Origin of the sequence: Mesosutterella multiformis (assembly GCF_003402575.1) — a bacterium.
GTDB classification, from domain to species: Bacteria; Pseudomonadota; Gammaproteobacteria; order Burkholderiales; family Burkholderiaceae_F; genus Mesosutterella; species Mesosutterella multiformis.
Genome location: NZ_BGZJ01000001.1, coordinates 1,074,167 through 1,094,500, shown reverse-complemented (window position 1 = coordinate 1,094,500; position 20,334 = coordinate 1,074,167). Strand labels below are relative to the sequence as shown.

Sequence of the window (20,334 nt, the reverse complement as noted above, 5' to 3'; positions counted from 1 at the left end):
CCCTCGAAAGAAAAACTTTCGAGGGTTTTGAAAGGGGGAGCCTGACAGTGACCTACTTTCACCGGAAATACAACCGACTATCATTGGCGCGAGAGCGTTTCACCGTCCTGTTCGGAATGGGAAGGGGTGGGGCCACTCTGCTATGGCCGTCAGGCAAAGGCTTTGCTTTCGAAGTTTTTTAAGGACTTCTCAAGCGAATTCTTTGGGAAGGAATGAAATCACATGGCTTGCTTTTCCACATTCACATACTTCTTTCTTTTTGCAAGCTTCCTTTCAAAACCATTTGCTGTCATTTAACTAAGCAGCACGGTTATAGGATCAAGCCGCACGGGCAATTAGTACCAGTTAGCTTCACGCCTCACAGCGCTTCCACACCTGGCCTATCAACGTCCTGGTCTCGGACGACCCTTCAGGGAGGTCAAGCCTCCGGGAAGACTAATCTTCAGGCAAGTTTCCCGCTTAGATGCTTTCAGCGGTTATCTCTTCCGCACATAGCTACTCGGCAATGCGACTGGCGTCACAACCGATACACCAGAGGTGCGTCCACTCCGGTCCTCTCGTACTAGGAGCAGCCCCTGTCAATCTTCCAGCGCCCGCGGTAGATAGGGACCAAACTGTCTCACGACGTTTTAAACCCAGCTCACGTACCTCTTTAAATGGCGAACAGCCATACCCTTGGGACCGGCTACAGCCCCAGGATGAGATGAGCCGACATCGAGGTGCCAAACACCGCCGTCGATATGAACTCTTGGGCGGTATCAGCCTGTTATCCCCAGAGTACCTTTTATCCGTTGAGCGATGGCCCTTCCATACAGAAGCCACCGGATCACTATGACCTGCTTTCGCATCTGCTCGACTTGTCTGTCTCGCAGTCAGGCACGCTTTTCCCATTGCAGTATCCTCACGATTTCCGACCGTGATTAGCGTACCTTCGCACTCCTCCGTTACCCTTTAGGAGGAGACCGCCCCAGTCAAACTGCCCACCATGCACGGTCCCCAGCCAGGATCACTGGCCCAGGTTAGAACCTCAAACAAATCAGGGCGGTATTTCAACGACGGCTCCGAATGAACTGGCGTCCATTCTTCAAAGCCTCCCGCCTATCCTACACAGATCGGTTCAAAGTCCAATGCAAAGCTACAGTTAAGGTTCATGGGGTCTTTCCGTCTAGCCGCGGGGAGATTGCATCATCACAAACATTTCAATTTCACTGAGTCTCGGGAGGAGACAGTGTGGCCATTATTATGCCATTCGTGCAGGTCGGAACTTGCCCGACAAGGAATTTCGCTACCTTAGGACCGTTATAGTTACGGCCGCCGTTTACTGGGACTTCGATCAGGAGCTTGCACCCCATCAATTAATCTTCCAGCACCGGGCAGGCATCACGCCCTATACGTCGACTTTCATCTTTGCAGAGCGCTGTGTTTTTAGTAAACAGTTACAGCCACCGATTCTCTGAGACCTCTTCGCCCTCCGGGTTTCTCTCCCGTCAAGCTACAAAGGCACACCTTCTTCCGAAGTTACGGTGTCAATTTGCCGAGTTCCTTCTCCCGAGTTCTCTCAAGCGCCTGAGCATATTCAGCTCACCCACCTGTGTCGGTTTACGGTACGGTCGCCGTTGAACTGAAGCTTAGAGGTTTTTCCTGGAAGCGCTTCCAGTGGCTTCGCCTTCAAAAGAAGGCCCGATCCTTCGTCCTGGGTATACGCCTGCGGATTTGCCTGCAGGCACCCATCGCTCGGAAGCCGGGACATCCAACACCCGGTCCACTCTGGCTGCTCCGTCACCCCATCGCATTCAACGCCGGTTCAGGAATATTAACCTGATTTCCATCAGCTACGCTTCTCAGCCTGGCCTTAGGAACCGACTCACCCTGCTCCGATTAACGTAGAGCAGGAAACCTTGGGTTTGCGGCGAGCGGGCTTTTCACCCGCTTTATCGTTACTCATGTCAGCATTCGCACTTCTGATACCTCCAGCAGACCTTACGATCCACCTTCGCAGGCTTACAGAACGCTCCCCTACCACTCACACTCAAAGTGTGAATCCGCAGCTTCGGTTATCAACTTAGCCCCGTTACATCTTCCGCGCGGAAGGACTCGATCAGTGAGCTATTACGCTTTCTTTGAAGGATGGCTGCTTCTAAGCCAACTTCCTGACTGTTTTAGCCTTTCCACTTCGTTTTCCACTTAGCTGATATTAGGGACCTTAGCTGGCGGTCTGGGTTGATTCCCTTTTGAGTCCGGACGTTAGCACCCGGTGCTCTGTCTCCTGCGCGAAGCTTTCTGGTATTCGGAGTTTGCCATAGTTTGGTAAGACGCCATGTCCCCCTAGCTATAACAGTGCTCTACCCCCAGAAGCTCATGCGCAAGGCACTACCTCAATAGTTTTCGGGGAGAACCAGCTATCTCCAGATTTGTTAAGCCTTTCACCCCTAACCACAGCTCATCCTCTGGTTTTGCAACACCAGTAGGTTCGGCCCTCCAGTGTGTGTTACCACACCTTCAGCCTGGCCATGGTTAGCTCATCTGGTTTCGGGTCTATGCCATGCGACTGAATCGCCCTGTTCGGACTCGCTTTCGCTGCGCCTCCCCTAGTCGGTTAGGCTTGCCACATAACATAAGTCGCTGACCCATTATGCAAAAGGTACGCAGTCACCCCGAAGGGCTCCTACTGTTTGTATGCATGCGGTTTCAGAATCTATTTCACTCCCCTCCCGGGGTTCTTTTAACCTTTCCTTCACAGTACTAGTACGCTATCGGTCGATCACGAGTATTTAGCCTTGGAGGATGGTCCCCCCATGTTCAGCCAGGGTTTCACGTGCCCCGACCTACTTTTCGAATCCTCAGTACCTTGAGATGAACGTCCCGTACGGGGCTATCACCCACTATGGCGAGCCTTTCCAGACTCTTCCAGTGTTCTTCTCAATATCGAATTCAGGCTGTTCCGGTTTCGCTCGCCGCTACTTCCGGAATCTCGGTTGATTTCTTTTCCTGCAGCTACTGAGATGTTTCAGTTCGCCGCGTTCGCCTCCATACGCTATGTATTCACGCATGGATCAAGCTAAAGCTTGGAGTTCCCTCATTCGGAGATCCCCGGATCAAAGCTCGTTGTCAGCTCCCCGGGGCTTTTCGCAGACTGCCGCGTCCTTCATCGCCTGTGATCGCCAAGGCATCCACCACATGCACTTAGTCGCTTGATCCTATAACCCTGCCGCCTTTTACCCGGCACGGTTTCAATCGACTTGTAACGTGTCGCTGTTCTCTAAATGTTGCTTCGGTTTCTTGGAGAAACTTGCAAATTTGTGAATGCAATCACAACCCATGTTCATAACTGCCCTGAAATACCCTCATCAAGTATTCCAAGCACTTAGAACTTTCATTCCTTCCTAATTGTTAAAGAACAACCGAACATAGTCTCCATTTCTCAGAAGACAACGAACGATAAGTATGAGCACCTGTCTTGAGAACTTCGTTCTCTTAAAAGGAGGTGATCCAGCCGCACCTTCCGGTACTGCTACCTTGTTACGACTTCACCCCAGTCATGGAACCCACCGTGGTCGCCGTCCTCCTTGCGGTTGGACAAACGCCTTCTGGCAAACCCCACTCCCATGGTGTGACGGGCGGTGTGTACAAGACCCGGGAACGTATTCACCGCGGCATGCTGATCCGCGATTACTAGCGATTCCGACTTCATGCAGTCGAGTTGCAGACTGCAATCCGGACTACGATCGGTTTTCTGGGATTAGCTCCGCCTCCCGGCTTCGCTGCCCTCTGTTCCGACCATTGTATGACGTGTGAGGCCCTAGCCGTAAGGGCCATGAGGACTTGACGTCATCCCCATCTTCCTCCGGTTTGTCACCGGCGGTCTCATCAGAGTGCTCTTGCGTAGCAACTGATGACAAGGGTTGCGCTCGTTGCGGGACTTAACCCAACATCTCACGACACGAGCTGACGACAGCCATGCAGCACCTGTGTTCAGGCTCCCTTGCGGGCACTCCAGACTTTCATCCGGATTCCTGACATGTCAAGGCTAGGTAAGGTTTTTCGCGTTGCGTCGAATTAATCCACATCATCCACCGCTTGTGCGGGTCCCCGTCAATTCCTTTGAGTTTTAATCTTGCGACCGTACTTCCCAGGCGGTCAGCTTCACGCGTTGGCTTGGTTACCCAGGAATTGCTTCCCGAACAATCAGCTGACATCGTTTAGGGCGTGGACTACCAGGGTATCTAATCCTGTTTGCTCCCCACGCTTTCGTGCATGAGCGTCAGTCATGTCCCAGAGGGCTGCCTTCGCCATTGGTGTTCTTCCGCATATCTACGCATTTCACTGCTACACGCGGAATTCCACCCTCCTCTGACAAACTCTAGCCGTGCAGTCACAAATGCAGTTCCCAGGTTAAGCCCGGGGATTTCACATCTGTCTTGCACAGCCGCCTGCGCACCCTTTACGCCCAGTAATTCCGATTAACGCTTGCACCCTACGTATTACCGCGGCTGCTGGCACGTAGTTAGCCGGTGCTTATTCTTCAGATACCGTCAGCGGAACGTATTATTCGTGCGTCCCTTTTCGTCTCTGACAAAAGCGGTTTACAACCCGAAGGCCTTCATCCCGCACGCGGCATGGCTGGATCAGGGTTTCCCCCATTGTCCAAAATTCCCCACTGCTGCCTCCCGTAGGAGTCTGGGCCGTGTCTCAGTCCCAATGTGGCTGATCATCCTCTCAGACCAGCTACTGATCGTCGCCTTGGTAAGCTTTTATCTCACCAACTAGCTAATCAGACATCGGCCGCTCCTGTCGCGCGAGGTCTTGCGATCCCCCGCTTTCACCCTCAGGTCTCATGCGGTATTAGCTGATCTTTCGATCAGTTATCCCCCACAACAGGACACGTTCCGATGCATTACTCACCCGTTCGCCACTCGCCGGCAGGAGCAAGCTCCCCCGCTGCCGTTCGACTTGCATGTGTAAGGCATGCCGCCAGCGTTCAATCTGAGCCAGGATCAAACTCTTGAGTTCAATCACTGCTATTACTTCATTTGCCTCAGTTTCCTGAGGCGTCGCGCTCAAAATTATCGACTGGTAATTCTCAGAAGCTCTCGCTTCTGCATCATTCCATTCGTCTTTTCAAGCACCTGATTTTTTATGAGCTGAAGCTCTTCAAAACCAGATGCTCACGCTTATCGGTTCGTTATTCAGTTTTTAAAGATCGTCACTGCATCGCAGCGACAGGATGAGTATCTTACCCTCTCAATTTTAAAAATGCAAATTTTTTTTGCTCTGAAGTTGATTATTTCGATATTTTGCCATTAAGCATTTAATTTTTATTGAGAAAAAATTTAAAAAATTTTTTCTCAATTCATCTTATCCTTCCGGACTAATAACGAAAAGCTTCTGATCAAACGCCTGCTCGACTAAACTTTCCGTAACTTTCTGCTCATAGCTAGTAAATGGAGGCAGCATGCCCAATTATCCCCACCGCCCTTCAATCACGGCCGACGAAGCCAGGGCGCGCATTGATTCACTGTGCCACGCCGTTTCTGAAACGGAACAGCTTCCGATTGCCGACGCTCTTGGCCGCGTTCTGGCAGAGGACGTTGCGAGCCCCGTTAATGTTCCTGAAGCCAACAATTCCGCGATGGATGGCTATGCGATGAGATTCTCGGATCTCAATGCCGATGGTTCCGGAGCTCTCCGGGTTGCGGGGAAATCTTTTGCTGGACATCCTTTTGAGGGTGAACTGGGATCCGGCGAATGTATCCGGATTATGACCGGGGCGGTTGTTCCTGCCTCCTGTGACACCGTGATTCAGCAGGAGCTTTCCTCCGTTGACGGCGATACAGTCACTTTTGAAGCCGGCATCCGTCAGGGAGACAACGTTCGCCTGAAGGGGGAAGAGCTTGCGCTTGGCAAAGTGGCCCTCTCGAAGGGGCTTCGTCTGACTCCTCCGCAGATCGGACTACTGGCTACCCTTGGTATTCCCACGGTCCGTGTATTCAGAAAACCGGTTGTCGCCATTCTCGCGACTGGTGATGAACTGGTCCAGCCGGGCACTCCGCTGAAGGATGGTGAAATTTATGACTCCAACTCCTTCTCTCTTGAAGCCCTGGCAAAGAAGGCAGGCGCTGATGTAATCCGCGTTGGCATTGTGAAGGATTCCCCGGATGCGCTTTTCAGCGCCCTGGAAAAAGCCTTTACGGCTGATATCGTACTGACAAGCGGCGGCGTTTCTGTCGGTGAAGCGGATTTCACCCGTTTCGTCATCTCTCACAGCGGCGAGATCTTCGACTGGGAAATCAACATGCGTCCAGGCCGGCCGATGGCGGTAGGCGTAATCAGCGGCAAGCCGCTCTTCTGCCTACCGGGGAATCCAGTAGCAGCCGCTGTGACCTATCTCGAATACGCCCGTGCCGCTATTCGCAGAACCGGCGGTGAGTCCGGTGACCTTCGCCCCGTAACTCTGACTGCCGTCGCCGAAGGCCGATTCAAAAAACGCCTCGGCCGCTATGAAATGCAGCGGGGAATTTTCCGTATCAATGAAAACGGCGTCTGCGTGGTCAAGAGCACCGGAATGCAGTCCTCGGCCATGCTCACTTCGCTCTGCCGCGGAAACTGCATCGTCTGGCTGGATGCAGACCGCGACATTGTTCAGCCCGGGGAAACCGTTGAGGTTCAGCCCTTCTTCGGCCTGTTTGACGTCTGATCGAGACTCCGCCAGGGCTGGGCAATTACCTTGCCCGACAGGCCCTGGCCGCGGCTCCCGGCTTTATCCGGAAAGACGAGGATAGAGGTTTCACCTTTCGTCTCAACAACGGCGTCGCCCCGCGCTTCAAGCGCGGCGGCATCTTTGGGGTCAATCTGCGCTTCGACCACTACCTCTCCCCGCAGATTCACAATCCCTCTGAGCCCTACCGAACAGACCTGAATGCCGCTGTATTTGCCGTAGCTGATACTTTCATGCTGATGGCCGTGAAACAGCCATTTCACATGAAGATCCATCGCCAGACGGTCAATCGCGGCAAACCCTTTCCGATGGCAGGACGGCGCCTCATGCGTCACAAGGATATCCGCATGCTGACGGGACAGGTTTTCATAGACGGAAGGGAAAATAGAGGAGCGATGACGCCTCGGCAGTCCACCTCTCCACGTGTTGTTTTTCCCAACCCGATGCAGAAAAGCTCCAACCGAGGCATAGTTCGGCTTTCCGTCCGGCATCCAGATCTGCCCCCGGAACACGCCCCCGAGCCCGGCAATCCGAACCCCTTTCACATTGCCGACACGGCCGTGCAGGTTATGTGCCGCAAGCGGGCTCTTCCAGAGATTGTCATAAATCGCGTCAGAATCGGTATCGTGATTCCCCGGAATCCACCAGATTTCCGTAAATGCCATGGCTTCCGCCAGTACTTCCTCAAGCGGCTTTGATGGCTGAAGATCACCGAGAATCACCATGGCCGCCGGCTTGTAGTCTCTCGCCGCGGACAGAATCTGGGAAAACTCTCCATGCGGATCGCCGCAGAAAAAGATCTCCGGCAGTTCCTGTTTCTTTCTCTGTTTCTGAGGACGGTGACCGTGACGGCGTTTCTGCTCTTCTGTCATGATGCGTTCTCCAGAAAAGCAGCGAGCCCTCTCTGCGATACGAAATGGGTGCGGGTCTGAAGCTCACGGGCTGACACAATCCGGTCAACCGGAAGCAGCGCAAGCGCGGAAGCCTCATGCATCCAGACAGCAAGCAGCCAGCCGATTCTGCGGGAAATCATCCGAAGCGGGGAAATTTCTAGCGAGCTGACGCCAGGCATCACTGAAACAGACAGACGCCGCTGAGAAACCAGAGCATGCCCCACGGTTTCAAAAACGCCGGCCTCCGGAATCGACTCCGGTTCTTCCTCGAGAGTCACACGTTTCAGAAGCTCTTTCCTTTCTCTGTCACCAGAGCCGAGCTTCATATAAATCCGGGCGAGTTCAGCCCGTGCCTCCGCCTCGGTAAGGCGAGAAAAGGCACCGCTCTCGAGCAATCGGCGAAGCGACTTGTAGCCGGCGAGAAGGACTGGCAGTTCAGAGGGCGAAAACCAGAGATGCGGAAGCACCGCTTCCGCGGGAACACGGACCGGCTCTCCGCCGCTCTCACTTCCATAGCGGTAGCCGTTATTTTTCCGTGAATAAACAATGGGAAAGCCCAGCTTCCCACGCATATACTTCAGGTCACGCCTGAGAGTCGGAATACTGCTCCCAGTCGCACGGAGCAGACCTTCCAGGGGGACGATGCCGTCCGACTGAATGGCCTGATCAATGCGCTGGACGCGCATGTTGAAATCCATCAAGGACCCCCAGCAACGGATCAAGGGGCACGAGGCCCATCGACCCTTAATTCTTAAGATTCTTTGATTATAAGAATATTGCGGGGATTCTCGTGAAAAACTGCGCTTTTACTGACGGAGAATTTCCGCCCCTTTCGGGGGACGGAATTCAAACGCTGAGCTGCTGATAGAAGGATTCTTTTTCATATCAGACATATGAAGCGTAATCGTCTGTCCAAACGAATCTTTAAGCGTCATCGCAGCGGGAAGTCCATCCCTGAATCCGATGCGGATATCGGTGAAACTCGTATCGTGCAGCTTCGGCACAGCGTCGATCCACTCAAGACCATCCTTCGTGCCGGCATCCTTCACCGTGAAATCGCGCCGGAAATCATTGTTTCCGAAAAGAATGGCCGCCGGGCTTGACGGCATGGAGGAAGCAATTGCCTTCACCGTCACCTGTCTCAGATCCGGATCCCAGACAGAAATCGTCCGGCCGTTGCAGTAAATGCCCTGCTCGTAGGGCTTTTCGTAATTCCAGACAAACTTTCCCGGTCTCTGGAATTTGAATACCCCGGACATGGCCTGTCCGGTCTTTCCCTTCCGGTCCGCGGTCACCTGGGAGAAGGATCCGCTCGCCGAATGAGTCCCTTTCAGGAACGACGCGAGCTGCTCCGTTCCGGAGGCAAGCGAAGGAATGGAAAAACTGCCGAGAAGCAATGCGGTGGCAAGCGCCGCACACGCATTTTTTTGCATCTGATTCTGTCCCAATCAATAGTGAAGCCTGACGGCCTCTTCTTTCTCCTCGACATTTCGGTAAAGGAGTTCGCCGTCGGAAAGCGTCTCTGCCCCCACCGCCATCAGCGCCATGACAGAATCACGGCGGCTCGGCACCCGGAGGCAGACACGATCACCCACTTCAGCTTTCAGGAGCGCCGGCAGTCCTTCGGGCGCCGGATTCTGCGTGCAGACATACGGAAGCATGCCGCAGGCTCTTCCGTACCGTGCCGCGTAGCAGAGCTTATCGAGGAAGGTGTGACCAAGACGGGATACCGTACCCGGAAGATCCTCAATGAAGAACATCCGGAAGGGCAGCAGGTCACGCCCGGCCGCGGCAGACGCCGCATTGTAATGCGGGAGGTTATTGGAGCCAGCCTCATGCATCACATCAAAACGGCGGTTCTGTTCCTCGACAAAGGTTTCGAGCCGCGAAAAAATCTCAGCCGGTTCGGAAACCGCGGTCACATCCTTCCGTCCCTCGGCCCAGGCGGGCAGCGTCTGACCAGCCCAGATAAGCTCGGCGTTTCCGACGCACTCCTGATGGAAAAGACTCTCCAGCTGAGCCGATGCGAGAGCCCGCAGCGCCTCCGCGTCAGAGCCCGAGGCGATGATTCCATGGCTCTCATGAAGAGCCAGCGGCCAGATGGCGCCTGAATCGGTCCGCCCAAGCACGAGCCTGAAGCTGTATCGGTTCAAATCTACCTGAGAAGGTTCTGTCATATTGCAAATTTCCGTTACGGTTGATGAGAGACTGCGCGGAGTCTCTGGTTAATCCGGTCCAACAGGGGTGAGAATCGTACGCTTTCCTGAGGAATCAGGGGCTGACACAATACCGGCTTTTTCCATCGCTTCGATCAGATTGGCTGCGCGGTTATACCCGATTGAAAGATGACGCTGGACAGAAGAAATCGTCGGCCGCTTGGTGGACAGCACAATCTCAACCGCCTTGTCGTAAAGGGCATCTGACTCACCGCCGTTCTGCGTGGGACCCGCTTCCGGCTCCACCTTCTCCATGACGTCATCCACATACTCGGGGCTGCCGTATTTCTTCAGTTCAGCCACCGCGCTGTCCACGTCATGGTCTGAAACATAGCAGCCCTGCAGACGCACCATGGAGCTCATGCCGGGGACGCGGAACAGCATGTCGCCGTTTCCGATCAGGTTCTCCGCTCCCGGCTCACCCATAATCACCTGCGAGTCGTAGCGGGTCACCACCTGGAATGCGATATGTGCCGGAATGTTGGCCTTGATCAGCGGAGTCACCACATCGGTGCTCGGCCTCTGGGTCGCAAGGATCAGATGGATACCGGCCGCGCGGGCCTTCTGGGCGAGACTCGTGATGAGGACTTCGACCTCGCGGCGGGAGCCGACCAGAATCAGATCAGCGAGCTCATCCACCACAACCACGATATAAGGCCAGGGTTTCAGCTCTTCCATCTCATCAGGATTGGAAGCCGAAGGCACTGAGATCGGGCGGCCCTGCTCCTCCGCTTCCTTCACCTTTTCATTGAACGCCTCAAATCGCTTGACACCAACGCGGCGCATGAGCGAATAGCGGCGGTTCATTTCCCGGGTCAGCCACTGCAGAGCGTTCACAGCCTTGCTCATATCTGTTACCACCGGGCAGAGCAGATTCGGAATCCCTTCATAAGGCGAAAATTCCACCATCTTCGGATCGATCATCACGAAGCGGACTTCGTCCGGGGTGCTGCGGTAAAGGATCGACAGAATCATGGCGTTGATGCCGACTGACTTCCCGGAACCGGTCGTACCGGCAACCAGCAGATGCGGCATCTTCGCGAGATCAACCACGTAGGGGTTGCCCGCGATATCTTTGCCAAGCGCGAGGGAGAGCTTCGACTTTGAGTTTGTGAATTCCTCGGACGCAAGAATCTCGGAAATCCTGACCGTCTGACGATTGGCGCTTGGCATTTCCAGCCCCATGCTCGTCGTGCCGGGGAGACTCATCACGATACGGAGATTGCCGACACCGAGGGCCCGGCCAAGATCATCACAGACATCCGCGATACGGGATCCTTTCACGCCTTCCCCAGGCTGAATCTCAAACTGCGTGATCACGGGACCGGGGCGGGCGGCAACCACAGCCGCATCAATGCCGAAACTCTTCAGTTTCGATTCAATAAGACGGCATGTGAGCGCGAGAGAATCCTCATCCACCGTATCCACTTCCGGATCCGGAGGATCGAGTACAGAGAGCGGGAATCTCGGACCGGCGGGGAGATCAGTTCTGAGAGGAATGGGAGCGGAGGGCCTTGTCGCCGGACGCTTCGGAGCCTCTGCTGCGGAAGATTCATCCGCGTCACCAGCGACGTCCTCGTGCTCAGCCTCCGGCGTCGCGGCTGCCGGTGCCTTTTCAATACTCACTTCGTGCTTCACCGGGAGGGTCTCTGAACTCTTTTCCTGACGGACCTGTTCGCCGATCCGCCGGTCTTCAGCCTCCGCTCTGCGGATTGATCCCCAATGGAGAACAGTGTCAATCGCTGTGCCGATCCTTTCGCAGATATCCATCCAGGAAAAACGGAACAGCAGCGAGGCACCCAGAATGACCATCACGAGGAAGACCGCCATTGCGGGATAGACACCGATTGTGTGAACAATCGGGCGGCTGAAGAAATGCCCCACAACGCCGCCCGGTCCCGCGGGAAGCAGACCATAGACTCCAAGCTCAAGGAACCGCTCGAGGCAGCAGGAACCAAACATCAGGCAGACGAAACCGATGATGCTTACGATCCATGAGAGCCCTCGCTCCTGCTCCCGGACTTTATCTGAGCGCCTCGATCCGAGAGCCAGCGACAGAAGCGAAAACACGCCCGTCACCACAAGCCACCATGAGGACACCCCGAACATATAGATCAGGGCGTCCGAGATCCAGGCTCCGGTCCGGCCGAGCCAGTTTTCCACCTGATCAACATGCATGGAAATTGAGAAACCGGGGTCCGCCGGACTGTAAGTCGCCAGCGCAACCGTGAGCAGGAGGATCAGTATGGCAATCACGAGCCAGACTGCTCCGCGGCTGATCCGCGTGAGGAAACGTCTCACACCGGTGAAATCTCTCCGCTTCGGTGCCTCAGTCTGCTTCATGGACTGTCTGAGATACGGACGGACGACCGGTGCGCGGCGCCTTTTCACACTGGTGGAAGGTGAAGGATTCTTAGTCATGGGTGCCATTATATGAAAGCGCAAAGCGGAGAAATTCTGCCATTTTCCCCCAAGGCGCCTCTCCTGAAAAGCGGGCTTTAATTAACATACAGAAAAATGCGTGCCATTTACAGGAACACAAAATGACTTCTTCTCTGCATAGCCCCGTTATTATCCTTGGTTCAGGCCCTGCGGGCTGGACCGCCGCGATTTATGCCGCCCGGGCGGGGCTGAATCCCACCCTGATCACCGGTCTCGAGGCCGGGGGTCAGCTGACTACGACAAACGAAGTCGATAACTGGCCGGGTGCCGTTGAGGGTATTTTCGGCACGGAGCTGATGGACCGGATGGCGAAGCACGCTGAGCGCTTCGGCACCAAGGTGGTGAACGATGTCATCACCTCAGCTGATCTGTCCGCCAAGCCCTTTGCCCTTACCGGCACCCAGGGTGTCTACACAGCTGACGCGGTCATCATCGCGACCGGCGCCTCTGCCCGGTACCTCGGTCTGCCGAGCGAAACCGCGTTCCGCGGCAAAGGGGTCTCCGCCTGCGCGACCTGTGACGGATTCTTCTACCGCAAGAAGCCTGTGGCTGTTGTTGGTGGCGGAAGTTCCGCCTGCAGCGAGGCGCTCTACCTGTCAAACATCGCCTCTGTCGTGCATCTCGTCCACCGCCGTGACACCTTCCGTGCGGAATCGATTGAGGTCGCCCGGATTATGAAAGCCGTGGAAGAAGGAAAGATCATCCTTCACCTGGAGCGTGAAGTGGATGAGGTGCTTGGCGACAAGATGGGGGTTACCGGCCTCAGGCTTCGCAGCACATCTACCGGCGAAACGGAAGAAATCAAGGTGGACGGCGTCTTCATCGCGATCGGCCACAAGCCGAACACCGATATCTTCGCCGGACAGCTCGCGCTTGAAAACGGATATATTGTCACGGGCCGCGGCACCGACGCGAAGACTGCGACGTCAGTCCCCGGAGTCTTTGCCGCGGGCGATGTGCAGGATCCGGTCTATGCCCAGGCCATCACTTCGGCGGGCACCGGCTGCATGGCCGCGCTCGACGCTCAGAAGTGGCTTGAGGCGCTCGACCGCTAAAATCGCAATACCGTCCGGTTAGGTTTAAGGCATCAGAATGACAACACTCAGCAGTTTTCAGGATCTGAAGAAAATCGGCAAGGAGCTTGAGGAGAAAGCCCGGGCCGCAGAGGAAGAGCGGAAACGCGCTCAGGCTTTGAAGGAAAAGCAGGCGCATGACGCCCAGACGTTCGCATCCGCTATGTCCAATATGGGCGTGGAACCGATCCGGACAAAAAAGCGCGCGGAGCTTCCTCACCCGAAACCCGCACCGATTCCCCGTCAGACCCAGGCTGAGCATAAGGCAGTCCTTCAGGCCTCCATCTCGGACGATGTTGATCCCCTCACCTTCCTGCAGAGTGAGGACGGGCGATGCTTCTGGCGCGACGGCCTGCCGCCGGATATCTGCAAAAAACTGCGCCGCGGCGACTGGACCGTGCAGAACCACATTGATCTCCACGGTCTTCGGGTGGATCCGGCGCGTGAGGCCGTCATGCAGTTTCTGAAGGCCTCGCAGAAATCAGGAGCCCGCTGTGTCCGTATCGTTCACGGAAAGGGGTATGGAAGCGAGGGCGGACACTCAGTGCTGAAGGAAAAGGTGCGCCGGTGGCTGAAGCAGTGTGACTGCGTGATGGCGTTTGCTGAAGCGCAGGAAATTGACGGCGGATCTGGGGCCCTGATTGTGCTTCTGAAGGGTCTCGCCCACGCCCCGTACTCGGCTCCGAGACCGTAAGGACCGTAACCGTCAGAACATGCTGCTTTTTTCCATTATCTCGGCCTGCCTTCTCGCGACTGTCATCGCGATTGTCACAGCGTATTCGCTGAACGGCCGCATTCTGGACCGCTGGGGCGCAGGGCTTTCCTGCGTTTCCACCGGTCTTCTCCTTACGCTTGCCTTCACTCACCTGCTGCCTGAGGCATTCGAGCACGCGGCGGATCCCCGTCACATCGGCATCGCGCTATGGGCAGCCTGCGTGCTGCTTTTTACGCTTGAGCAGCTTTTCGATCTGCATCACCACAGCCACGGCTGCGAGAAGCCGATAGACGGCTCTCTCCGGATCCGCGGAGTGTGGCCGATCGTGATCGGTGACTCTCTGCATACGTTTACGGACGGCATCGTGATCGCGAGTTCGTTTCTTGTCTCGCCGCACCTTGGCTGGGCCATTACGGCGGGCATTCTCCTTCATGAGCTTCCGCAGGAAGTGGGGGATTTTGTGCTGCTCACCCGCTCCGGACTCAGCCGCGAAAAGGCCTTCCGGCTTCTGCTGCTCGCGGGAGCCTCTGCCGCGACCGGCGGCCTTCTCGGCTATCTGGTGCTTGACTGGATCCGCGGGATGCTTCCCTACGCGCTCGCGCTGTCCGCGGCAAGCTTCCTCTACATCTCCATGTGTGAACTGATTCCGAGGCTTGCGGTGGAAGGCGGCGGTCACAAAGCCTTCCGGAACCGCATTCTGCTTTTCGGACTGGGCTCAGTCATTGCTTTCCTGATCGGACTCGAACACTGATTCAAAATCAAAAAAGGGCGCCCGCTAAGAAAGAGGCGCCCTTTCTGCTGCCAGACGGCAGCGCACAGCACTCAGTCTGATCAGACCGCCGCGTCCCCGGTTTCACCCGTACGGATGCGGATAACCTGCTCAAGCGAGCTCACAAAAATCTTGCCATCACCGATCTTGCCCGTGTAGGCCGCTTTCTGAATCGCTTCAACGCAGGTGTCACAGAGATCATCCGACACCACGGTTTCAATCTTCACCTTGGGAAGGAAGTCAACAATGTACTCGGCTCCGCGGTAGAGCTCCGTGTGGCCCTTCTGGCGGCCGAATCCCTTGACCTCCGTGACCGTAAGCCCGGAGATCCCCAGATCCGCCAGAGCCTCCCGGACTTCATCAAGCTTGAACGGTTTGATGATCGCGACAATCTGTTTCATCTTTCCCTATCCTTTTTTGGAATGCAGACAAATTAGAAATTAACTTTCCCCGTGATGGGATACCGCCAGTCGCGGCCGAACCCCACAGGCGAGATTCTCGGACCGGTCGGGCTCTGACGGCGTTTGTATTCAGAGCGGTGGATCATGGTGATTATGCGCTTTACCGTCTCAGGATTCATCCCATCAAGGCGCGCAATGTCACCGGGAGCCATGCGTTTCTCAACATAGCTTTCGATGATCCGGTCAAGCACCGCGTAGGGCGGAAGCGAGTCCTCGTCCTTCTGCCCTTCACGCAGCTCAGCGGACGGAGCACGCGTGAGAATACGCTCAGGAATCACGGGCTCCTGCCGGTTTCTCCAGGCACAGAGCCGGTAAACCCGTGTTTTCAGTACATCGCGGATCAGCGCAAAGCCGCCCGCGAGGTCACCGTACAGCGTCGAATAGCCGACCGCGCTTTCGCTCTTATTCCCGGTCGTGAGAACGAGGGCTCCGGTCTTGTTGGAAAGCGCCATCAGAATCATGCCGCGGATCCGGGCCTGAAGATTCTCTTCAGTCACATCCCACGGACGCCCTTCAAAGTAGGGGTTGAGCATCGTCATGTACTGATTGAAGACGCTGCTGATCGCGATAACGTCGTAGCGGACTCCCAGCGTGCGGGCGAGTTTCTCCGCGTCTTCAAGACTGATATCTGCCGTGTATTCAGTCGGCATCATGACAGCGCGGACGCGATCCGGTCCCAGAGCGTCCGCGGCAATGGCAAGTGTCAGCGCGGAATCGACGCCGCCCGAAAGCCCGAGAATCACGCCCGGAAAGCGATTCTTCCCCACATAATCCTGAACCGCGAGCATCAGGGCGCGGTAGACCGATTCATCCTCTTCAAGCGGCTCAGACGGAGCGGCATCAGAAAGAATCCGGCCGCCCGGCGCGAAAACCGCTTCGCCGCACGCTTCTCGGAACTCAGGAAGCCGGCTGATCACTGTGCCGTCACCATTCAGGACAAAACTGCCGCCATCAAAGACGAGCTCATCCTGACCGCCCACCATATTGACGTACACCGCCGGGAGGCCTGTCGAAGTGAGACAGTTCCGCGCGGTCTTCAGCCGCTCATCAGCCTTTCCGACTGAGAAGGGAGAAGCATTGATGGAAAGGAGCACCTCAGCCCCCGCGGCCCTGGCTTCCGCCGCGGGATCCGGGTACCACCCGTCCTCGCAGATCAGAATGCCGAACCGGACGCCGCCCGCCGTAAAGACAAGAGCGCCTTCGCCCGGAGCAAAAAGCCGGGGCTCATCAAACACGCCGTATTCCGGCAGATGGTGCTTCAGATAAAAAGCTTCAACCGCGCCATTCCGGATCAGGGCCGCAGCGTTATAGGTTCTGCCATCCTTCTGAACCGGCGTGCCGACAATGACCGCGAGATCCGTGAGATCACGAAGGTCAGAGGCAAGCTTCCGGACCGCGTCGCCGCAGGAAGCGAGAAACTCCTTTCTCGACACCCAGTCTTCAGGCGGATAGCCGCAGATCGAGAGTTCAGGCGTCACAAAAACCGAGGCGCCGGAAGCCGCGGCTTCCCTCGCTTCAGTCAGTATCTTTGCGGCATTCCCCGCGATATCACCCACCATCGGATTGATCTGGGCGAAAACCACTTTTGCCTGCATTTCCATTGATCCTTTCTGAGAAAAAGCCGTTTGCCGGAGTCCCTCAGCCGATATCAGCCGAGCCCCTCCGCACAGGCGATCACGTTCTTCTCGACTTCGTCATCGATCGGGGAGGACATCCGCACGAGATGGAATCCCGCCTCGAGCACCTTCGATTCACTTCTCGGATGAATCACCACAACCGCGCCGGAGGTGATCCACTCCCAGGCTCCCTCCACCGGATGCACAGCCCGGAGCAGCGACACAATCGCTTCCGAACTCGTGATGTAGGTCACCGGGGCCGGTCCCTTCATCGCTTCCCGGAGTTCATCCTCCTGCTGCACCGTGAGCTGCAGCGGGAGGCGTTCGTAGCACATCAGTTTCTGCACATCAGCGCCTTCCGAGAGAAGCTCTTCTGAAAGCCACTCGCGTCCGGTCTGCCCGCGGCAGATCAGCACCCGGGAAGGAATGCCCCGCTTCCGGAGCTCCGCCATCAGCGCTTCGCTTCCGGAATGCGCGGCGTCACCCGCCGGATAAATGATCGGCACGGACTCACCCCAGGCCGCGCGGGCAACCCGCGCGGTTCCCTCTCCCACCGTGGCAAGCGTCACGTGAGAGGGCCAGTGATCCACCCAGTGAGCCACCGCGGCCACCGAGGCCGGACTCACCAGCAGCACGAGATCAATATCCGAAAGGTCGGAAAAACGCTTCACAACGGGCGTCTCGTCCTCCGGCAGCCTGATCGTGAAGGCAGGCCAGGCGAACGTCCTGAAGCCGAGCTTCGAGAACCGGAGGGCGAGCCTCTGATTCACCGCCCCGGTCCTCGTAAGGATCACAGGGTGCTGCTTCAGTTGAGTCTCCGTCATGAACCGAGCACCTCCTTCAGAATCCGTTCAGCGCCCTTCGCCCGGAGGGCTTCAAGCACTTCAGCCGCCACATCGAGCGGGGACTCCATCGGACCGCGGGCTTCTGCAAACACCGCTTCGCCCGTGTGATGATTGCCGACCATGGCGCGAAGCCAGATCCGGCCGTCAGACTCGGGGACGGCGTAGGCCGCGAGCGGCACCTGGCAGGAACCGCCGAGAGACCGTGACACTTCCCGCTCCGCCGCGGTGCAGGCCCGGACTTCAGGCGAATTGATAAAGGAAACGAGAGAGAGCGTCTTTTCATCCCCCTCACGCACCTCGATGCCCAGTGCCCCCTGCCCGGGAGACGGGAGGCTCACCGAGGCGTCGATCACGGCGCGGATCCGGTCACCGAACCCAAGGCGCTTAAGACCGGCGGACGCCATGATGAGCGCGTCAAACTGACCTTCGTCGAGCTTACGGAGACGCGTTCCGACGTTGCCCCGGACCGGCTTCACAACGAGCTTCGGGTAGTGGCTGCGGATCATAAGTTCCCGCCTCAGTGAGGCGGTGCCGACAACCGCGCCGTCCGGCATCTCATCGAGACTCGCATACTTCGGGCTCACGAAGGCGTCGCGGGGATCCTCACGCTCGGATACCGCGCCGAGCACGAAACCCTCGGAAAGCTCCATTGGCACATCCTTCAGCGAGTGGACCGCGATGTCAGCCTTTCCCTTCCGCATCGTTTCCTCGAGCTCGACCACGAAAAGCCCTTTCCCGCCGATCTTCGAGAGAGTCTTATCGAGGATCTGGTCGCCCTTTGTCGTCATGCCGAGAAGTTCGACCGCCATGCCTTCATAACGGTTTTCAAGAAGAGCCTTCACATGCTCCGCCTGCCAGAGCGCAAGCGGGCTTTCGCGTGTCGCGATCACGCAGCGAGAATTATCCGACATCAGTGTCCTGCCTTTATATGTAATCAGAGACCGGACCGTGCGCTCTGCCGCACCGTACCCGGTCAGGTGCTCCGATTGTATCAGCGGGACAGAAGCTGATCCTTAAATGACGCGATGCGGTGCCGAAAAAAGGAGCATTCAGGCGCGCTCTGCCCGGCAATCGAAGTAAAATTACGTTTTTCCTCCAAATTAATGACGTTGGTCATGGCAAATACGAACGACTCTTCTGATCCGCTGCACGCGAAAAACAAGGCCTGGTCGGGCCGCTTCTCCGAACCTGTCGCAGACTTCGTGCTGCGATATACCGCTTCGGTGAATTTCGATAAACGGATGGCGAAAGCCGATATCAATGGCTCTCTCGCCCACGCTGCCATGTTGGAAAAGGCCGGTGTGATTTCCGAACAGGATCTCGCCGATATCCGCCGCGGCATGAAGCAGATCAGTGAGGAAATTGCCGCAGGCAAGTTCGAGTGGCAGCTCGCACTCGAAGACGTGCATCTCAATATCGAAGCCCGTCTGACGTCCCTGATCGGCGACGCCGGCAAGCGCCTCCACACCGGACGCTCCCGTAACGACCAGGTCGCGACTGACCTCCGTCTCTATCTCCGGGACGAAATCGACGGCATCGTCGCGCAGCTGAATGAACTGCAGAAGGTGCTCGTGCGCGTGGCGGAGAAAGAGTCCGACACGGTGATGCCGGGCTTCACCCACATGCAGGTCGCGCAGCCGGTCACCTTCGGTCACCACATGCTCGCCTACGTCGAAATGTTTGAGCGAGACCACGAACGCATGCTTGACCTCCGTCACCGCGTGAACCGTTCTCCGCTCGGCGCCGCCGCTCTCGCCGGCACCACCTATCCGATCGACCGTGAGTACACGGCTGAGCTTCTCGGGTTCGAAGGCGTCATGCAGAATTCGCTTGACGCGGTTTCTGACCGCGACTACGGCGTGGAATTCCTCGCCGCGGCCAGCCTCATCATGATTCACATCTCGAGGCTCTCCGAAGAGCTCGTCTACTGGATGAGCCAGCGTTTCAACTTCATTCACCTGCCGGACCGCTTCACGACGGGGTCTTCAATCATGCCGCAGAAGAAGAACCCGGACGTTCCCGAAACCTCCCGCGGCAAGGCTGCCCGCGTGATCGGCGAACTCTGCGCTTTCTGCGTGCTGCTGAAGGGCCTGCCCCTCGCCTACAACAAGGACCTGCAGGAAGACAAGGAACCGATTTTCGACGCGATCGATACGGTGCGCGACACGCTCCACGCCTTCATCGAGATGATGCCGGGCGTCGAACCCCAGCGTGATGTGCTCCGCGAAGCCTGCCACGCGGGCTACCCGACGGCGACTGACCTTGCTGACTACCTCGTCCGCAAGGGCGTGCCGTTCCGCTCCGCCCACGACATCGTGGGGCAGATCGTCCGCGCCGCGGTTGAGATGAAGTGCGGTCTCCACGAGATGCCGCTTGAGAAACTGCAGTCCTTCAGTGACAAGATCGGTGAGGACGTTTATGACAGCCTCACGCTTGAAGGCGCTCTCAAGGCCCGCAACCACACGGGCGGCACGGCGCCTGCGCAGGTGCTCCGTCAGGTCGGTCTCTGGAAGGACCTCTTCGCCCGCCGCGAAAAAGATCCTTCGGCCGGTGAATATTCAAAGTAAACTGTTGTTCCGGGGAAACTTC

Annotated in this window: 14 protein-coding genes and 3 rRNA genes; 5 read left to right on the top strand and 12 right to left on the bottom strand. The window is 56.8% G+C overall.

The window, feature by feature from the left end:
• Positions 1-39 precede the first annotated feature (39 nt).
• The 3 genes from rrf to M4NBBH2_RS05110 all read right to left on the bottom strand — a co-directional run bounded on the left by rrf (position 40) and on the right by M4NBBH2_RS05110 (position 5,010).
• A 5S ribosomal RNA gene (gene rrf / locus M4NBBH2_RS05120) occupies positions 40-154 on the bottom strand.
• A gap of 160 nt (positions 155-314) precedes the next feature.
• Positions 315-3,197 (bottom strand): 23S ribosomal RNA (locus M4NBBH2_RS05115).
• A 280-nt stretch (positions 3,198-3,477) separates the two neighbouring features.
• Positions 3,478-5,010, bottom strand: a 16S ribosomal RNA gene (locus M4NBBH2_RS05110).
• The 16S, 23S and 5S rRNA genes sit together here, the layout of an rRNA operon.
• 442 nt (positions 5,011-5,452) lie before the next feature.
• Here M4NBBH2_RS05110 and moeA point away from each other — a divergent pair.
• Positions 5,453-6,694 carry a molybdopterin molybdotransferase MoeA gene (gene moeA, locus M4NBBH2_RS05105; RefSeq protein ID WP_116269973.1) on the top strand — a complete coding sequence of 414 codons (1,242 nt, stop codon included), beginning with the start codon at positions 5,453-5,455 and terminating at the stop codon, positions 6,692-6,694.
• On the opposite strand, the gene M4NBBH2_RS05100 is transcribed toward moeA, so the two are convergent.
• The 5 genes from M4NBBH2_RS05100 to M4NBBH2_RS05080 form a co-directional block, all read right to left on the bottom strand.
• Positions 6,664-7,587, bottom strand: coding sequence for a metallophosphoesterase family protein (locus tag M4NBBH2_RS05100; RefSeq protein ID WP_116269972.1), 924 nt, complete (start codon positions 7,585-7,587; stop codon positions 6,664-6,666). The two genes, moeA and M4NBBH2_RS05100, sit on opposite strands and share 31 nt — an antisense overlap.
• Positions 7,584-8,306 (bottom strand): helix-turn-helix transcriptional regulator, encoded by a 723-nt coding sequence (locus tag M4NBBH2_RS05095; RefSeq protein ID WP_116269971.1) that lies wholly within the window; start codon positions 8,304-8,306, stop codon positions 7,584-7,586. Before M4NBBH2_RS05095 ends, M4NBBH2_RS05100 begins: the two co-directional genes overlap by 4 nt.
• Positions 8,307-8,414: 108 nt before the next feature.
• The gene (gene lolA / locus M4NBBH2_RS05090) at positions 8,415-9,041 is read right to left on the bottom strand and encodes an outer membrane lipoprotein periplasmic chaperone LolA (protein ID WP_116270595.1); all 627 of its coding nucleotides are present in this window, start codon (positions 9,039-9,041) and stop codon (positions 8,415-8,417) included.
• A gap of 15 nt (positions 9,042-9,056) precedes the next feature.
• Complete coding sequence (locus M4NBBH2_RS05085; protein WP_116269970.1) at positions 9,057-9,785, bottom strand: hypothetical protein; 729 nt, start codon at positions 9,783-9,785, stop codon at positions 9,057-9,059.
• 48 nt (positions 9,786-9,833) lie between these two features.
• The gene (locus M4NBBH2_RS05080) at positions 9,834-12,245 is read right to left on the bottom strand and encodes a DNA translocase FtsK (protein WP_170135105.1); all 2,412 of its coding nucleotides are present in this window, start codon (positions 12,243-12,245) and stop codon (positions 9,834-9,836) included.
• Between the two features lie 122 nt (positions 12,246-12,367).
• Between M4NBBH2_RS05080 and trxB the strand changes: the two genes are divergently transcribed.
• Genes trxB through M4NBBH2_RS05065 form a run of 3 tightly spaced genes read left to right on the top strand, consistent with a single transcriptional unit; the run spans position 12,368 to position 14,805 of the window.
• Entirely contained in the window at positions 12,368-13,321 is a 954-nt protein-coding gene (gene trxB / locus M4NBBH2_RS05075; RefSeq protein WP_116269968.1) for a thioredoxin-disulfide reductase, read from the top strand.
• Between the two features lie 37 nt (positions 13,322-13,358).
• Positions 13,359-14,033 (top strand): Smr/MutS family protein, encoded by a 675-nt coding sequence (locus M4NBBH2_RS05070; protein WP_116269967.1) that lies wholly within the window; start codon positions 13,359-13,361, stop codon positions 14,031-14,033.
• A gap of 19 nt (positions 14,034-14,052) precedes the next feature.
• On the top strand, positions 14,053-14,805 hold the full coding sequence (locus tag M4NBBH2_RS05065) for a ZIP family metal transporter (RefSeq protein ID WP_116269966.1): 753 nt from the start codon (positions 14,053-14,055) through the stop codon (positions 14,803-14,805).
• Between the two features lie 80 nt (positions 14,806-14,885).
• Here M4NBBH2_RS05065 and M4NBBH2_RS05060 read toward each other — a convergent pair whose 3' ends face one another.
• Genes M4NBBH2_RS05060 through hemC form a run of 4 tightly spaced genes read right to left on the bottom strand, consistent with a single transcriptional unit; the run spans position 14,886 to position 18,656 of the window.
• Positions 14,886-15,224: a P-II family nitrogen regulator gene (locus tag M4NBBH2_RS05060; RefSeq protein ID WP_022442896.1), complete on the bottom strand. Its 339-nt coding sequence runs from the start codon at positions 15,222-15,224 to the stop codon at positions 14,886-14,888.
• Positions 15,225-15,256: 32 nt separating this feature from the next.
• On the bottom strand, positions 15,257-16,879 hold the full coding sequence (locus tag M4NBBH2_RS05055) for an NAD+ synthase (protein WP_170135104.1): 1,623 nt from the start codon (positions 16,877-16,879) through the stop codon (positions 15,257-15,259).
• A 53-nt stretch (positions 16,880-16,932) separates the two neighbouring features.
• Positions 16,933-17,724, bottom strand: a complete 792-nt coding sequence (locus M4NBBH2_RS05050; RefSeq protein WP_116269964.1) for a uroporphyrinogen-III synthase — start codon at positions 17,722-17,724, stop codon at positions 16,933-16,935.
• Positions 17,721-18,656, bottom strand: a complete 936-nt coding sequence (gene hemC / locus M4NBBH2_RS05045) for a hydroxymethylbilane synthase (RefSeq protein WP_116269963.1) — start codon at positions 18,654-18,656, stop codon at positions 17,721-17,723. The genes M4NBBH2_RS05050 and hemC overlap by 4 nt, the downstream gene beginning before the upstream one ends.
• A gap of 204 nt (positions 18,657-18,860) precedes the next feature.
• On the opposite strand from hemC, the gene argH reads away from it, so the two are divergent.
• The gene (argH, locus tag M4NBBH2_RS05040) at positions 18,861-20,312 is read left to right on the top strand and encodes an argininosuccinate lyase (protein ID WP_116269962.1); all 1,452 of its coding nucleotides are present in this window, start codon (positions 18,861-18,863) and stop codon (positions 20,310-20,312) included.
• The last annotated feature ends 22 nt before the right edge of the window (positions 20,313-20,334 follow it).

What these genes read in the sequence shown, in the direction of transcription:
- moeA (WP_116269973.1), top strand. Translation starts at nt 5,453, where the DNA reads ATGCCCAATTATCCCCACCGCCCTTCAATCACGGCCGACGAAGCCAGG.
- M4NBBH2_RS05100 (WP_116269972.1), bottom strand. Translation starts at nt 7,587, where the DNA reads ATGACAGAAGAGCAGAAACGCCGTCACGGTCACCGTCCTCAGAAACAG.
- M4NBBH2_RS05095 (WP_116269971.1), bottom strand. Translation starts at nt 8,306, where the DNA reads ATGGATTTCAACATGCGCGTCCAGCGCATTGATCAGGCCATTCAGTCG.
- lolA (WP_116270595.1), bottom strand. Translation starts at nt 9,041, where the DNA reads ATGCAAAAAAATGCGTGTGCGGCGCTTGCCACCGCATTGCTTCTCGGC.
- M4NBBH2_RS05085 (WP_116269970.1), bottom strand. Translation starts at nt 9,785, where the DNA reads ATGACAGAACCTTCTCAGGTAGATTTGAACCGATACAGCTTCAGGCTC.
- M4NBBH2_RS05080 (WP_170135105.1), bottom strand. Translation starts at nt 12,245, where the DNA reads ATGACTAAGAATCCTTCACCTTCCACCAGTGTGAAAAGGCGCCGCGCA.
- trxB (WP_116269968.1), top strand. Translation starts at nt 12,368, where the DNA reads ATGACTTCTTCTCTGCATAGCCCCGTTATTATCCTTGGTTCAGGCCCT.
- M4NBBH2_RS05070 (WP_116269967.1), top strand. Translation starts at nt 13,359, where the DNA reads ATGACAACACTCAGCAGTTTTCAGGATCTGAAGAAAATCGGCAAGGAG.
- M4NBBH2_RS05065 (WP_116269966.1), top strand. Translation starts at nt 14,053, where the DNA reads ATGCTGCTTTTTTCCATTATCTCGGCCTGCCTTCTCGCGACTGTCATC.
- M4NBBH2_RS05060 (WP_022442896.1), bottom strand. Translation starts at nt 15,224, where the DNA reads ATGAAACAGATTGTCGCGATCATCAAACCGTTCAAGCTTGATGAAGTC.
- M4NBBH2_RS05055 (WP_170135104.1), bottom strand. Translation starts at nt 16,879, where the DNA reads ATGCAGGCAAAAGTGGTTTTCGCCCAGATCAATCCGATGGTGGGTGAT.
- M4NBBH2_RS05050 (WP_116269964.1), bottom strand. Translation starts at nt 17,724, where the DNA reads ATGACGGAGACTCAACTGAAGCAGCACCCTGTGATCCTTACGAGGACC.
- hemC (WP_116269963.1), bottom strand. Translation starts at nt 18,656, where the DNA reads ATGTCGGATAATTCTCGCTGCGTGATCGCGACACGCGAAAGCCCGCTT.
- argH (WP_116269962.1), top strand. Translation starts at nt 18,861, where the DNA reads ATGGCAAATACGAACGACTCTTCTGATCCGCTGCACGCGAAAAACAAG.